General features: G+C 64.6%; 15 protein-coding genes. 4 read left to right on the top strand and 11 right to left on the bottom strand.

What is annotated here, in order from left to right; genetic code table 11:
* Positions 1-147: 147 nt before the first annotated feature.
* Positions 148-660, top strand: coding sequence for a DUF1269 domain-containing protein (locus tag ACOOFO_RS02970; protein ID WP_420428175.1), 513 nt, complete (start codon positions 148-150; stop codon positions 658-660).
* A gap of 33 nt (positions 661-693) precedes the next feature.
* Here the strand turns inward: ACOOFO_RS02970 and ACOOFO_RS02965 are convergent, their stop codons facing one another.
* The 11 genes from ACOOFO_RS02965 to ACOOFO_RS02915 form a co-directional block, all read right to left on the bottom strand.
* Complete coding sequence (locus ACOOFO_RS02965) at positions 694-1,326, bottom strand: LysE family translocator (protein WP_420428174.1); 633 nt, start codon at positions 1,324-1,326, stop codon at positions 694-696.
* A gap of 64 nt (positions 1,327-1,390) precedes the next feature.
* On the bottom strand, positions 1,391-2,299 hold the full coding sequence (locus ACOOFO_RS02960; protein ID WP_420428173.1) for an alpha/beta fold hydrolase: 909 nt from the start codon (positions 2,297-2,299) through the stop codon (positions 1,391-1,393).
* A gap of 241 nt (positions 2,300-2,540) precedes the next feature.
* Positions 2,541-2,927, bottom strand: coding sequence for an HD domain-containing protein (locus tag ACOOFO_RS02955; RefSeq protein WP_420428172.1), 387 nt, complete (start codon positions 2,925-2,927; stop codon positions 2,541-2,543).
* A gap of 77 nt (positions 2,928-3,004) precedes the next feature.
* On the bottom strand, positions 3,005-3,721 hold the full coding sequence (locus ACOOFO_RS02950; protein ID WP_420428171.1) for a hypothetical protein: 717 nt from the start codon (positions 3,719-3,721) through the stop codon (positions 3,005-3,007).
* Between the two features lie 41 nt (positions 3,722-3,762).
* A complete protein-coding gene (locus tag ACOOFO_RS02945) occupies positions 3,763-4,137 on the bottom strand; it encodes a DUF5329 family protein (protein ID WP_420428170.1) in 375 nt (124 codons plus the stop codon).
* 24 nt (positions 4,138-4,161) lie between these two features.
* Complete coding sequence (locus tag ACOOFO_RS02940; RefSeq protein ID WP_420428169.1) at positions 4,162-5,019, bottom strand: AAA family ATPase; 858 nt, start codon at positions 5,017-5,019, stop codon at positions 4,162-4,164.
* A gap of 140 nt (positions 5,020-5,159) precedes the next feature.
* Positions 5,160-6,338, bottom strand: coding sequence for a phosphoglycerate kinase (locus ACOOFO_RS02935; RefSeq protein ID WP_420428168.1), 1,179 nt, complete (start codon positions 6,336-6,338; stop codon positions 5,160-5,162).
* A gap of 27 nt (positions 6,339-6,365) precedes the next feature.
* On the bottom strand, positions 6,366-7,370 hold the full coding sequence (gene gap / locus ACOOFO_RS02930; protein ID WP_420428167.1) for a type I glyceraldehyde-3-phosphate dehydrogenase: 1,005 nt from the start codon (positions 7,368-7,370) through the stop codon (positions 6,366-6,368).
* A 66-nt stretch (positions 7,371-7,436) separates the two neighbouring features.
* A complete protein-coding gene (gene tkt / locus ACOOFO_RS02925) occupies positions 7,437-9,461 on the bottom strand; it encodes a transketolase (RefSeq protein ID WP_420428166.1) in 2,025 nt (674 codons plus the stop codon).
* 81 nt (positions 9,462-9,542) lie between these two features.
* Positions 9,543-10,496: a response regulator transcription factor gene (locus ACOOFO_RS02920; protein ID WP_420428165.1), complete on the bottom strand. Its 954-nt coding sequence runs from the start codon at positions 10,494-10,496 to the stop codon at positions 9,543-9,545.
* Between the two features lie 61 nt (positions 10,497-10,557).
* Complete coding sequence (locus ACOOFO_RS02915; RefSeq protein ID WP_420428164.1) at positions 10,558-11,121, bottom strand: thioredoxin family protein; 564 nt, start codon at positions 11,119-11,121, stop codon at positions 10,558-10,560.
* Between the two features lie 126 nt (positions 11,122-11,247).
* Here ACOOFO_RS02915 and metK point away from each other — a divergent pair, with 126 nt between their 5' ends.
* From metK to metF, 3 genes are all read left to right on the top strand, one after another.
* On the top strand, positions 11,248-12,471 hold the full coding sequence (gene metK, locus ACOOFO_RS02910; protein ID WP_420428163.1) for a methionine adenosyltransferase: 1,224 nt from the start codon (positions 11,248-11,250) through the stop codon (positions 12,469-12,471).
* Positions 12,472-12,501: 30 nt separating this feature from the next.
* The gene (gene ahcY / locus ACOOFO_RS02905; RefSeq protein WP_420428162.1) at positions 12,502-13,941 is read left to right on the top strand and encodes an adenosylhomocysteinase; all 1,440 of its coding nucleotides are present in this window, start codon (positions 12,502-12,504) and stop codon (positions 13,939-13,941) included.
* Between the two features lie 72 nt (positions 13,942-14,013).
* Positions 14,014-14,859 (top strand): methylenetetrahydrofolate reductase [NAD(P)H], encoded by an 846-nt coding sequence (metF, locus tag ACOOFO_RS02900; protein ID WP_420428161.1) that lies wholly within the window; start codon positions 14,014-14,016, stop codon positions 14,857-14,859.
* Positions 14,860-14,919 lie beyond the last annotated feature (60 nt).

The raw sequence follows: 14,919 nt of genomic DNA, 5'->3' as shown, positions 1-14,919 counted from the left end.
GGGTCTCGCGCCCTGTGTAGCACTGCAAGCGTTGCCCTTCCATGACCATGGCTTGAGACGCGACGGGGCAGGCCCGCGTGCGCGGGGTTGGCGTGTCGATCTCAGCGGCGTAGGGTGAGAAGCGGCGTAACCGGAAAGGAGACTCCCATGAAACACCGTCTGTACTTCCTGGTCCCCGACCTCGAACTCGCTGAGACCATCGTTGACGAGTTGCTGCTCAAGCGCATCGAGGAACGCCACATCCATGTGCTGGCGCGGGAGGGCACGCCCATGGGGCAACTGCCCGAGGCGGATCTGCGTCAGAAAACCGATCTTGTGGAATCGGCTGAGCACGGACTCGCCGCGGGTGGTGTCATTGGCATCCTCGCCGGCGTAGCTGCCGTGACCTTTCCGCCTGCGGGCCTCGCGCTGGGCGGCGGGATGGTCGCGGCGACCACCCTCGCCGGCGCCGGCTTCGGCGCCTGGGTATCGAGCATGATCGGCATCCGGCTACCGAACCGCGAAATCAAGCAGTATCAGGAGGCAATCGAGCGCGGCGAACTGCTGATGATGGTCGACGTCAACAAAGACTTCATGGAGGAGGTCGTCGAGATGGTGCGCAACCATCACCCGGAAGTCGAGATCGGCGCGGCCGAGCCGCACAAGCCAGTCTTCCCCTAAGGAAGCACGGCGTGGCTGAGGTCGGCGACGGTCTCAGCCGCGCACCGCGACCAGGACCGCGGCGAGGCCCAGCACCACTGCGGCCAAGCGTTGCACGAAGCCGACACCCCCACCGCGCAGTCGGTGCCGCAACCGATCCGCCAATGCGACATAAACGAGCTTGACGCCCCCGACCGCGATCAGGGCGATGACCATGAGGGCCGCCGTATCCAGTGCGGTCACGTACTCCAGCGAGACGAAGGCGGGCAGAAAGCCCAGATAGAAGAACACCGCCTTCTGATCCGCAAGCGTGATCATCAACCCCGCCGAGAAGCTGCCGAGCCGCGTGCTGTCATGCACAGGCGCACTCAGCTGCGCCGCGCGCGAAGCGCTCCGCCATAGCTGCACGGCCAGGACCACAAGATAGAGCGCAGCCGCCCAGCGGACCACGACGAAAAAGGGGCCCAGCCACTCGACCAGGACCGCCAGGCCGACCAGTGCAAGGGCAATGAAGACGAGGTCGCCGGCGACCACGCCCAGGGCCATCGCCGCGCCATGACCAAAGCCACTGCTAGCGGCGCGCGCCACCACCGCCATCACGCTGGTGCTGGGCACCGCCGCCAGCACCGCCATGGCCGCGGTGAGGGCCAGCGCATCGACCATCGACAGACTGAAGTTCAGTTCCAAGCGCGCCTCCAGCGCCCAAGCTGCAGGGGGGGGACAACCGCCCCCGTCAACGCTGCAGGAAGCCCTAGTGCTCCGTGGAGAAAAAGCGATGCAGTGCGGCTGCGCCGCTCTCGGGCACCTCGATCTGCCAGAAGTGGCCGGCGAAGGGCAGCAGCTCAGGGTTCGCCTCCGGGCCCACCAGGTCCCTGGCGAGATAGGCTGCCCAGGACGGTGGGAGAAAGCGGTCATCGGCTGCCCACAGCACATGTGCCGGCTTGTCCCAGGCACGCAGCACGTCGACGGCCTCCTGGGTATAGCGTGCCGACTGCGCCATGACATAGCGCTGCCAGTACTCCAGCGACGGGCCACCGACATCGAGGGCGCGAAACCAGTCCTCGCGCAGGGCGGGGGGAAAGGGCCCGCGGGTAATGGTCATCGGCAAGGCCAGACGCAGTGTCCACTGCATGATGCGCAGCTTGGCCAGCCAGGGCAGCGCACCCGAACGCGCCATTGCCGCCGACTGGTCGATCAGTGGCACGGGCCAATTGTCGTAGCAGACACAGTTGGTGAAGACGACCTTGTCGATGCGCGCCCCGTGTCGGCGCAGCATTTCCATGCCGTGCGCGCCGCCCTGGTCATGGAAGACGGCATAGCAGTGATCCACGCCCAGTGCGTCGAGCAGCTCCGCGAACATATCCGCCTGCCCAGGACTGGCGACTTCGATGCCGTCCGAGGCCGGCTCCGAGCATCCCAGGCCGAGGAGGTCGGGGACGATGCAGTCGTAGTGCGACCCAAGGTAACCGAGCAGGGGCTCCCACAGCCGGGCCGAGGTCGGCACGCCGTGCACCAACAGCAGTGGCGCACCGTTGCCGTGGCGCAGATAGCGCACCCGACCGCAATTCAAATCCACACTTTGGCGCTCCAGGGTGCCGTAGGAAAACAGGTGGGCTTCCTGGGTCAGCCGCTTCTGCGGGGCGCGGTTACGCGTGAACATGGTCGTCAATTCCGGAGGGGAGCGCGAGCCGCGAGCTTAACGTATCACCGGCTCGCGACAATGGAGGGTGATACCAAGAGCGCAGTCTGTGCTACCACTTCATCATCGGTGCCGGTCGCAGCGGATGGCGCAGGAACCAGGCACCGGCCCTGCGCGCGAGAAGGCGGTGAAAACCGCTGTTCGGGAAGCGGCTCTGCACCATTCGCACCGTCTCGCGCGGGATGCCGAAGCGCACGGCACCTCAGGAGAAGTCGACCAAATCGCCCTTCCGGAAGAGCTCCACCAGCGGATAGCGCTCGTCCTTGAAGGGGCGCAGCTTGTGGTGTTCGGTGATCATCAGGGCGACCTCGTCGCCCCAGTCATCGAGGCCCTTCTCGGCCAGATAGGCGCGGGCGGGGGGCACCGACGGTTCCAGATAATCCAGAGTTTGATGGGTCCAGAGGCCGATGTCGTGGAAGCAGCCGGCGATTTCCAGCTTCTGCCGTTCGACGACGCCGCAGGGGCTGATGGCCAGGCAGAAGTGCAGCATCCGCACCACATGATTGCGATACGCCGTCCAGTCCTCGCCGATGACCTCCCGCCAGGGTTCCAGCACGAGATCGACCAATGCGATATCCGGTTCTTCCATGACGCGCACCGTGGTTTCGAGACAGCGCGTAGCCTAGCCCTGATCGCATTGAGCGTCGACACCGCACGCGCGGCGCGCTAAGCGACGTCGACGCGCAACGCGTGCACATCGATAGCGATGAGGGTCGGCCCCGCCAACGGCCTGCCGCTCGGCGCGCGCGGCGTCACGCGTCGGCGGCTCGGGAAACGGAGACCACCCTGCGTCGCATGCGCTTCGATGACATGCGCTGCGCGCGCAAAGCCACCGATGATTTCCGCGGTGTAATCGTGCTGGCGCAGCAAACCGGTGTCTTGGTCGAAGTGAAAGCGCTGACGGCGGCAGTGCGTAGGCAGGCTGTCCGGGAAGAGCGCATCGAGCACCCCGGGGGCGGCCTCCTTCCAATGCACGGCATCGGACAGGAGCAGCGCCGGTAGTGTCAGGTAATTCCAGAAGGCGTAATTCGCAAAGTAGGCCATGTCCAGATCATCCCAGCGGACATGGCGTCGCATGGAGGGGAACGCACTGCGCGCCTGCACCCTTTCGGCCACCCGCTGTCCTTCCTGATCCTCCAGATAGACGCCGGGCCCGTCGAGTACGCCGGCAATATGTGGCTGCCGTCCGATCGGCTGCAGGCGGCTCCAGCAGTACGGTACCGCCACGCGCAGGGAGGCACGGCGGAAGAAAGGCCGTTGCTTTAACGTGAAAGCGAGCCCTCGTACACTGACGCTGGCCTCCAGCCACTGCGCCTGCCGCCACAGCGTGACACCACCGTAGGCCTCCAAGGCATGGGCCGCCGTCTTGCTGAGTTCGCTCATCCCGACTTCCTTGTTCGCACCGATGGCGTCCGCCGAACACTCTAGCGGGCCGCAGCGCCCGCGTCGTCGGTGGCGCGTACGGCGCGCAGCAGCTCCCTGAGCCAGTCGGCACTATCGCGTGGCGCCTCGTCGGTGCACTGCACGCGGTAGCGCTCGCCGCTCACGCTGCTCCTGCTGCCGGCCTGCTCGATGAAGTCCTCGGCCGTACCGGACCGCCCCATCCAGCGCGCGATGCGCAGCTTGCGCCTGAGGTGGGCGGCGGCGGCCTCGGCCGTATGCCACTCCCCGTTGCGGTAGAAGCGACAGTCAGATGCGGCCACATCTTCGATCAGTGCGCGAATCTCTTCCACCGGCGCTGCCGCCGAGGGTGGGACGATGAGAATCAGCGCCAACAGACCCCAACGGAGGCGACGCATACCGCGCCTTTCCCAGAAATGGCGTTACGAATTCCGCCGCGCCATGAAGGCGAGCCGCTCGAAGAGGTGCACGTCCTGCTCATTCTTGAGCAGCGCCCCGTACAGCGGCGGCAGGCTCTTCTTGACGCTGGCTTCGCGCAGCGTTTCCGGCGGGATGTCGTCCGCCAGCAGCAGCTTGAGCCAGTCGAGCATTTCCGAAGTACTGGGCTTCTTCTTCAGGCCGGGCAGTTCACGCAGCCCGAAGAAGACCTCCATCGCTTCCTTGAGCAGCTTCGGCTTCAGGTCGGGGAAATGCACATCCACGATCTGCTGCATCGTGTCCCGGTCGGGGAACTTGATGTAGTGGAAGAAGCAGCGGCGCAGGAAGGCGTCAGGCAGCTCCTTCTCATTGTTGGAGGTGATGATGATGATCGGCCGGTGCTTGGCGCGAATGGTCTTCTGCGTCTCGTAGACGTAGAACTCCATCTGGTCGAGTTCGCGCAGCAGATCGTTGGGGAATTCGATGTCGGCCTTGTCGATCTCATCGATCAGCAGGACGGGCTGCACATCCGACTCGAAGCATTCCCACAGCTTTCCCTTGACGATGTAGTTGGCAATGTCATGCACGCGGTCATCGCCGAGTTGCGAATCGCGCAGTCGGGATACTGCATCGTATTCGTACAGGCCCTGCTGCGCCTTCGTGGTGGACTTGATCGCCCAGTCGTAGATAGGCTTGTCCAAGGCGCGCGCCACTTCGATGGCCAACTGCGTCTTGCCGGTCCCCGGCTCGCCCTTCACGAGAAGCGGGCGTTCCAGCGTCACGGCCGCGTTGACGGCCATGGCGAGATCATCGGTCGATACGTAGTTTTCCGTCCCTTCGAAGCGCACGGCGCACCCTTGCATTGCTGTTTGGAAGAACGGCGTAGTGTACTGATGCAGGCGCGCCCGGGGGCGTTGCGGCAGACGCGTTCAGGCGACGCGTGCTGGGTGCACCCGAAGCGACAGGCGAAAACCGGGCCTGCCGACGGGATTGCCAGGGCCCGCTAGCCCTCGGCGCGCGCTTCCAGCACGGCCACGGCGGGCAGCGTCTTGCCCTCGAGAAATTCGAGGAAGGCGCCGCCACCGGTGGAGATATAGCTGATGCGGTCGGCCACGCCGAAGGTATCGATCGCAGCCAGCGTGTCGCCGCCGCCTGCCAGCGAAAAGGCTTCGCTCTCGGCGATGGCCTTGGCCAGCGCCTCGGTACCGTGCGAAAAGGCGTCGTACTCGAAGACGCCGACCGGCCCATTCCAGACGATGCTGGCGGCATTCTTGAGCATGGCGCCGCACTTGCGCGCGGTCTTGGGGCCGATGTCGAGGATCATTTCGTCGTCCATGATATCGCCGACGGCGCGTACTTCCGCGCGCGCTTCCGACGAGATCTCAGTGGCGACGATGACGTCCTCGGGCAGCGGGATGTCGCCGCCATTGGCCCGGATGCGCTCATGGATGTTGCGCGCGGTGTCGAGCATGTCCATCTCGCACAGCGACTTGCCCACGTTGTAGCCGGCCGCCGCCAGGAAGGTATTGGCGATGCCGCCGCCGACGATGAGCTGATCCGCCTTGTCTGCAAGATTGGTCAGCAGATCGAGCTTGGTGGATACCTTGGAGCCGCCCACGATGACGACCTGCGGTCGGCGCGGGCTGGCCACGGCTTTGCCCAGCGCTTCCAGCTCTGCCGCCAGCAAGGGGCCGGCACAGGCGACATCGGCAAAGCGCGCCACGCCGTGCGTGGACGCTTCGGCGCGGTGGGCCGTGCCAAAGGCGTCATTGACGTAGATGTCGCACAGCTTCGCCATACGTCGCGCCAGCGCCTCGTCGTCCTTCTTCTCGCCCTCGGCGAAGCGCGTGTTCTCGCCCAGCGCGATCTGCCCGGGCTCCAGATCGACCCCATCGATCCAGTTCGAGACCAGGGGCACGACGCGGTCCAGCGCCTCGGACAGCCAGGCGGCCACCAGGGTCAGCGAATTGTCGGGGTCAAGGCGGCCCGGCTTGGGCCGTCCGAGATGGGAGAGCACCAGCACCGAAGCGCCGGCATCCAGCGCCTGCTTCAGCGTCGGCAGCGACGCGCGCAAGCGCGCATCCGAGGTGATCCGGCCACCGGAAATCGGGACATTGAGATCCTGACGGATCAGTACCCGCTTTCCGGCCAGGTCCAGGTCGGTCATGCGCAGGATGGCCATGCTGCTCTCCCCTTGGTACGGCGCGGCTCAGCCGGCGGCGGCGAGGGCCACGGCGGTGTCGAGCATGCGGTTGGAGAAGCCCCACTCGTTGTCGTACCAGGCACAGACCTTGACGTTGCGGCCGATCACCTTGGTGAGCGTGGCGTCGTAGGTGCTGGAAGCCGGATCGTGGTTGAAGTCGATGGACACGAAGGGACCGTCGGACACGTTGAGAATGCCCTTCAGCGGCCCATTGGCGGCGTCACGCAGCAGCTTGTCGACTTCTTCCACGCTGGTATCACGCTTGGCGATGAAGCCGAGGTCCACCATCGAGACATTGATGGTGGGCACGCGCACGGCGTAGCCGTCGAGCTTGCCGTCGAGTTCCGGCATCACCAGGCCCACCGCGGCAGCAGCGCCGGTCTTGGTCGGGATCATGGAGTGGGTGGCCGAGCGCGCGCGACGCAGGTCCGAGTGGTAGACGTCGGTCAGGACCTGGTCATTGGTGTAGGCGTGGATGGTGGTCATCAGCCCGGATTCGATGCCGATGCCGTCGTGCAGCGGCTTGACCAGCGGTGCCAGACAGTTGGTCGTGCAGGAGGCGTTGGAGATGACCTTGTCGTCGGCGGTCAGCGTGTTGTGGTTGACACCGTAGACGATGGTCTTCAGGTCCTTGCCGGCCGGCGCGGAAATCACCACCTTCTTGGCACCGCCCTGCAGGTGCGCAGAAGCCTTGTCCTTGCTGGCGAAGAAGCCCGTGCACTCCAGCACGATGTCGACACCGAGTTCTCCCCAGGGAAGCTTGGCCGGATCGCGCTCGGCGAGCACCTTGATCTTCTTGCCGTTGACGACCATGAAATCGCCTTCCACCGACACCGTCCCGGGGAAGCGGCCGTGTGCGGTGTCCACCATCGTCAGATGCGCATTGGTCTCGGCCGAGCCGAGATCGTTGATGGCGACAATCTCGATGTCATCGCGTCCGCTTTCGAACAGCGCCCGCAGCGTGTTGCGTCCAATGCGCCCGTATCCGTTGATGCCAACCTTCACTGCCATGAATCTTCCCCGTGTTGTGGCGCGTCATCGGCACCGACGCGCGGTATGGATGATGGTGTCGTGTGTCTATCCGAGCAGTGCGCGCATGCGCTGCGCCACGGTATCCACGTCGAAACCAAAGAGAGCAAACACTTCGCTGGCGGGTGCGGATTCGCCAAAGCGATCCACGCCCAGTACGTCACCGTCCAGGCCGACCACGCCGCGCCAGTAGTGCGACACCCCGGCCTCCACGGCCAGGCGGCTGCGGATCGCCGCGGGCAGCACCTGCTCGCGATACTCGGCGTCCTGCGCCATGAAGCGCTCCACGCAGGGCATGGACACGACGCGGACGGCGCGGCCTTCGCCCGCCAGCATCTTGGCGGCACCCAGCGCCAGCGGCACTTCCGAACCGGTGGCGATGATCAGCCCCTCGGGTGTGCCTTCCGGCTCGTGCACGATGTAGCCACCGCGACGGATGGCCTCCACCTGATCCGCACTATGCGGCAGCGGATCGACGTTCTGGCGCGTGAACAGCAGCGCGCTGGGACCATCCTGGCGCTCGATGGCAGCCTGCCAGGCGACAGTGGATTCCAGCAGATCCGCCGGACGCCAGACATCGAGCTGCGGGATGAGCCGCAAAGCAGCGGTGTGCTCCACCGCCTGATGGGTCGGGCCGTCCTCGCCCAGACCGATGGAGTCGTGGGTGTAAACGAAGATGCTGCGCTGGCGCATCAGCGCTGCCATGCGCACCGCGTTGCGCGCATAGTCGGAGAAGGTCAGGAAGGTTCCGCCGTAGGGGATGAACCCCCCGTGCAGGGCCATGCCATTCATCATGGCGCTCATGCCGAATTCGCGGACGCCGTAATGGATATAGTTGCCATCCGGGTCCGTCGGGCGCAGGGCGCTGGACCCCTTCCATTGCGTGCCATTGGACGGCGTCAGATCCGCTGAGCCACCCAGCAGTTCCGGCATCTGCGGCCCGAGCACATCGAGGATGGCATTGGAGGCCTTGCGCGTGGCCAGCGGCTTGTCGGCCGCCAGGCCGCTTTCCACCAGCTGTTCGACGAGCTCACCCCAGTTGTCCGGCAGCGCGCCCTTCATGCGTCTTTCGAACTCGGCGGCATCCTCCGGGTGTTCGCGGCGGTAGGCTTCGAAGGCCGCCTGCCACTCGCGCTGGCGCTGTGCGCCGGCTTCGCGCGCATCCCAGGCGGCGTAGACATCGTCCGGGATCTCGAAGGGACCGTGCGCCCAGCCCAGTTCCGTGCGCGCGGCGCGGATCTCCTCGTCGCCGAGCGGCTCACCATGGGCCTTGGCGGTACCCTGACGGTTCGGGGCACCCCAGCCAATGATGGTCTTGCACTGGATCAGGGTGGGCTGGCCGGTGCCCTCGCGGGCGTTCTCGATGGCCGCCTGCACTTCCGCCTGGCTGTGCCCGTCGACATTGCGGATGACGCGCCAGCCATAGGCTTCGAAGCGGCCTACGGTGTCATCGCCAAACCAGTCGGCGCATTCGCCATCGATGGAAATGCCATTGTCGTCATAGAAGACGATCAGCTTGTCGAGCCCGAAGGAGCCGGCCAGGGAACAGGCTTCGTGGGAGATGCCCTCCATCAGGCAGCCGTCGCCGATGAAGCAGTAGGTGTAATGGTCCACCACGCGGTGCGAGCCGTGATTGAAGCGCCGCGCCAGCATGAATTCCGCCAGCGCCATGCCCACTGCATTGGCAAGCCCCTGGCCCAGGGGCCCGGTGGTCGTTTCCACGCCCGGTGTAATGCCGTTCTCGGGATGCCCCGGCGTTTTGGAGTGCAGTTGGCGGAAGTTACGCAGCTCGTCGAGTGACAGCGCGTAGCCGTTGAGATGCAACAGAGAGTACAGCAGCATCGAGCCGTGGCCGTTGGACACGACGAAGCGGTCGCGCGCCGGCCAGTGCGGATCTTCCGGATTGTGGCGCAGGAAATCCCGCCACAGCACGGTCGCGATGTCGGCCATGCCCATCGGCATGCCAGGGTGGCCGGAATTCGCTGCCTGCACGGCATCCATTGACAACGCCCGGATGGCGTTGGCCATTGTGTTCTGAAGACTGCTCAATTGACGTAAGTCCCCCGGTCGCACGTGGGGAGGTGCGACACGCGTTGCGTTAGGAATGCAGTCGAATATTGTCGCCTGCCCGGTAGGCTGGCGGCAAGCTTCCGCTTAGTGCGTGCCGTGCACCAGTCGCGCAAGCGCGCTGCGCGAGCTGACTTCCAGCTTGGCGTAGGCGCGATACAGGTGACTGGATACGGTGGTGGGCGCCAGGCCCAGTTCGCGCCCTGCCTCCTTGTGGGACAGGCCTCGACTGACCGCTTCCACCACTTCGCGCTCGCGCGTCGTGAGGCGGTCGAGGGGCGTTTCCTCCCAGATGCGCAGCAGGTGGATGTCGGACAGCGGCTCCACGGAGACGCGCAGCGCCTCCACCGAAAACTGGCCGCCGCGTCCGATCTCGCGCGCGATCAGTTCCGGCAGATGCATGCCCTCCCAGTCCGGGAAATGCTTGGCGAGCAGGGCAATGAAGTCGGGCTCGGCTTCGTGCAGCACGCCTTCGGCGTCCACCACCGCGGCCGGCCGGTGGGATTGCTCCGAGGCCGGACGCGCAATGTGCAGAAAGTAGTTGTGCGAGCAGGCATGCACCAGATGAAAGGCGACGGTGCGGAAGCGCTCGCGATCAGTATCGCTGAACGGGTGGCTGCGATCGAAGCGATACAGCGACAGCAGGGTATACAAGCCGCATCGCGGGTCCATGTGCCCCGAACTCAGGATGCGCTCGATGCCGTATGGGCGGAAGCACTTCCGGTACAGCTTGCTGCGATAGAAGGTGTCGTCATCGAGCACGTCTCGCATATCCACCGGCACGCCCTCGCTGGCCGCCAGTCGCGGATAGATCGGGTTGTGCTCCACCCAGCGCTCCAGGGCGCGGGAGTAACCGGCATCCACGCCAATCACCTTGACGTTGTGAAAGCGCGCGCGACCCGCGTGCCCCATGCCCCAGACCGCGGCATCGTGTGGCACGACCGCCTTGAGCTGCTGCAGCGCCCAGTGCTGAAAGCCTTCCGCTGGACGCTCCACCCCGGTGCGATAGAGGCGGCTGATCAGCCGCTGGACCGGATCCATCAGCATCGCATCCGGTGGATATTGCAGTGACTTGGGAGGCCTGTGCAGCCGAACAGACGCATCACGCCGCCGCGCGCCATTTGATATTGCAGCCCATGCTCGGCTGTTGTGGCTCGGGCGGGGCCTTGCCTTCGAGCATGGCCGCTAGCGCGGCACGCAGGTCGCGACCATCGTTGACCTCGCTGTTCCCCGGGGTCGCGCCATCGAGTCGCCCGCGGTAGTACAGCGCATGCGCGGCATCGAACAGGAAGAAATCCGGGGTACAGGCTGCCTGATAGGCACGCGCTACGGATTGGTCCGCGTCATATAAATAAGGAAAGGGGTATTCGTAGCGCCGAGCCTCCTCGGCCATCTTTTCGGGCGCGTCGTCGGGGTAATGCTCGGCGTCATTCGCCGAAATCGCCACCACCCCGACCCCCTGCGTCATCGCGTCGCGCCCGAGGCGGATCAGCTGGTCGCGGATGTGCTTCACGTAAGGGCAATGATTGCAGATGAACATGACGAGCAGGCCCTTGTCTCCGGCCAGTTCATCGCGCGTGCGTGTGCTTTGGCTCAGCGGCTCAGGGAGCGCGAAATCGGGTGCTTGCGTCCCCAGCGGCAGCATCGACGATGGCGTCAGTGCCATAAGGCGGCTCCTCCGAAGCGGATGGGTTTCTCGCGGAGTCTATCGCGCCGCGGGTTGGCAATACAGTGTGCGAATGAGTTAGGATATCCGCTTATCCGCATAAGCGAAAACTGCAGGAGAAGTGGAGTGACAGAGTATCTATTCACCTCGGAGTCCGTCTCCGAAGGCCATCCCGACAAAATGGCGGATCAGATTTCTGACGCGGTGGTGGACGCCATCCTCGCGCAGGACCCGCACGCCCGTATCGCGTGCGAGTCGCTGGTCAAGACCGGTATTGCCATGCTGGCAGGCGAGGTCACGACCACGGCCACCGTCGATTTCGAAGAGCTGGTACGCGAAGTCATCAATGGCATCGGTTACACCTCGTCGGCGGTCGGTTTCGACGGCACCACCTGTGGTGTCCTCAATGGTCTCGGCAAGCAGAGCCCGGACATCGCCCAGGGCGTTGACCGCGCCAAGCCGGAAGACCAGGGCGCGGGCGACCAGGGCCTGATGTTCGGCTACGCCTGCGACGAGACGCCGGAACTGATGCCGGCGCCGATCCAGTTCTCGCACCGCATGGTCGAGAAGCAGGCCGAACTGCGCAAGTCGGGCGAACTCGCCTGGCTGCGTCCCGACGCCAAGTCGCAGGTCAGCATCCGCTACGTTGACGGCAAGCCTTCGGGCATCGACGCCATCGTCCTGTCGACCCAGCACGATCCGGACATCTCCCAGAAGGACCTGAAGGAAGCGGTCATGGAGAAGATCGTCAAGGCCGTGCTGCCCGCCGACTGGATCAAGAGCGACACCAAGATCCACATCAACCCGACCGGCAACTTCGTGATCGGTGGCCCGGTGGGCGACTGTGGCCTGACTGGCCGCAAGATCATCGTCGACACCTACGGCGGCATGGCACGCCACGGCGGCGGCGCCTTCTCCGGCAAGGACCCGTCCAAGGTGGACCGTTCGGCCGCCTACGCTGGCCGCTATGTGGCCAAGAACATCGTGGCCGCTGGACTGGCCTCGAAGTGCGAGATTCAGATCAGCTACGCCATCGGCGTGGCCGAGCCGACCTCCGTGTACGTGACCACCTTTGGCACCGGCAAGATCGACGAACAGAAGATCGAACAACTGGTGCGCGAGCACTTCGATCTCCGCCCGTACGCCATTCAACGCATGCTCGACCTGTTGCACCCCATGTATCAGGCCACTGCATCCTACGGGCACTTCGGTCGCGAATCGAAGCAGGAGACCTACAAGTACACGGTCATCGAAAACGGCAAGGAAGTCGAAAAGACGACGACCTTCAACAGCTTCCCCTGGGAGCGCACGGACAAGGCAGAAGCGCTGCGTGCCGCAGCCGGCCTTTGATCCCCATTCTCACCCAATAGGAGTGACGTTATGAACGCATCCGTATCCCCCGTGAACAAGGAACAGTTCACCGATTACAAGATTGCCGATATCGGCCTCGCCGACCTCGGTCGCCAGCGCATCCGCATGGCCGAAGAGGAAATGCCGGGCCTGATGGCGATTCGCGAGAAGTACGCGCCGGAAAAGCCGCTTGACGGCGTGCGCGTGACCGGCAGTCTCCATATGACGAAGGAGACCGCGGTCCTGATCGAGACCCTTGCCAAGCTGGGCGCCAGCGTGCGCTGGGCCTCGTGCAACATCTTCTCCACCACCGACGACGCCGCTGCTGCCATCGCCGCTGCCGGTATCCCGGTCTTCGCCTGGAAGGGCGAGACGCTGATGGAATACTGGGAGTGCACGCTGGACGCGCTGACCCACCCGGGTCAGGAAGGTCCGCAGCTGATCGTCGACGACGGCGGTGACGCCACCCTGCTGATCCACAAGGGCGTGGCCATGGAGAATGGCGACACCTGGTGCGACAGCGAAGGCGGCAACGAAGAAGAAAAGTGCGTGAAGGCTATCCTTCGCCGCACGCGTGACGAGCGCCCCGGCTTCTGGAAGAAGGTCGCCGAAGGCCTGCGCGGCATCTCCGAGGAAACCACCACGGGCGTGCACCGTCTGTATCAGCTGGCCCAGTCGGGTGAGCTGCTGGTGCCCTGCATCAACGTCAACGACTCGGTCACCAAGTCGAAGTTTGACAACCTCTATGGCTGCCGCGAGTCGCTGGCTGACGGCATCAAGCGCGCCACCGACCTCATGATCGCGGGCAAGGTTGCCGTGGTCTGCGGTTATGGCGACGTCGGCAAGGGTTCGGCCCACTCGCTGCGTGGCCTCGGCGCCCGCGTGATCGTCACCGAAATCGACCCCATCAACGCCCTGCAGGCGGCGATGGAAGGCTTTGAGGTGAAGACGGTTGAAGACGTGCTGCACGAGGGTGACATCTACGTCACCACCACCGGCAACTTCGACGTCATCACGCTGGACCACATGCGCAAGATGAAGAACAACGCGCTGGTCTGCAACATCGGCCACTTCGACAACGAGATCCAGGTCGATGCGCTGAATGCTGCCAGTGACATCAAGCGCGAAACGGTCAAGCCGCAGGTCGACCGCTACACCTTCCCGGACGGCCGCGTGATGTACCTGCTGGCCGAAGGCCGCCTGATCAACCTCGGCTGCGCCAACGGTCACCCGGCCTACGTCATGTCGAACTCCTTCTCGAACCAGACCCTCGCCCAGATCGAGCTCTGGAACAACAAGGACAAGTACGAGAAGACGGTCTACCGCCTGCCGAAGAAGCTGGACGAAGAGGTTGCCGCGCTGCACCTCGGCCAGATCGGCGTGAAGCTGACCAAGCTGTCGCAGGCCCAGGCCGACTACATCGGCGTGCCGGTCGACGGCCCGTACAAGCCGGAGCACTACCGCTACTAAGGCGGTCAGCGTTCACCTTGTTGAACATGGGCGCGGCGCGCGCAGCGCCGCGCCCATTTTTTTGGATAAGCCATGCCAGACACCACCTACTCGTTTGAATTATTTCCGCCCAAGACGGATGCCGGCGCGGAAAAACTCAAGAAAACCGTCAACACACTGGCGGAACGCAATCCCGAATATTTCTCCGTGACCTTTGGCGCGGGCGGCTCCACCCAGGAAGGCACCTTCGAAACGGTGCAGATGGTGATGGAGACCACCGGCAAGGAAGCCGCGCCCCATCTGAGCTGCATCAGCTCCTCGCGCGACCGCATCCGCGATCAGCTCAAGCGCTACCGCGAGGCTGGCGTCAAGCGCATCGTCGCGCTGCGCGGCGATCTTCCGGCGACCGCCCATCACCGCGACGCGCCGGGCGACCTGCACTATGCCAATGAACTCGTCGAATTCATCCGCCAGGAGCACGGCGACCATTTCGAGCTCGAAGTCGGCGCCTATCCCGAGATGCATCCGCAGGCAGACAACGTCGACGACGACTTCGCCAATTTCAAGCGCAAGGTTGACGCCGGGGCCGACGCTGCCATCACGCAGTATTTCTTCAACATCGACGCCTTTGACGACTTCATGGACCGCTGCCAGGCGGCGGACATCAAGATTCCCGTCATCCCGGGCATCATGCCGATCGTCAACTTCGAACAGATCGTGCGCTTCTCGCGCGCCTGCGGCGCCGATGTCCCACGTTGGCTGTACTACGGGATGGAGCGCTACAAGGACGACAACGACGCGCTGCGCGCCTACGGGCACGACGTCGTCACCAAGCTGTGCCAGAAGCTGCTCGACCGCAAGGTGCCGTCGATCCACTTCTACACCCTGAACCAGGCCAACCCCACCAAGAACCTGCTGGACGCGCTCAAGCTCGGCTAGCGCCCAGCACGCGGCGAAGCAAGTGGACGGGAGGGCAGCGCCTCGTCATAATGAGAACAG

Source organism: Algiphilus sp., from assembly GCF_965216485.1.
In the GTDB taxonomy this organism is placed as follows: Bacteria; Pseudomonadota; Gammaproteobacteria; order Nevskiales; family Nevskiaceae; genus Algiphilus.
This window is presented reverse-complemented; position numbering and strand designations above follow the sequence as displayed.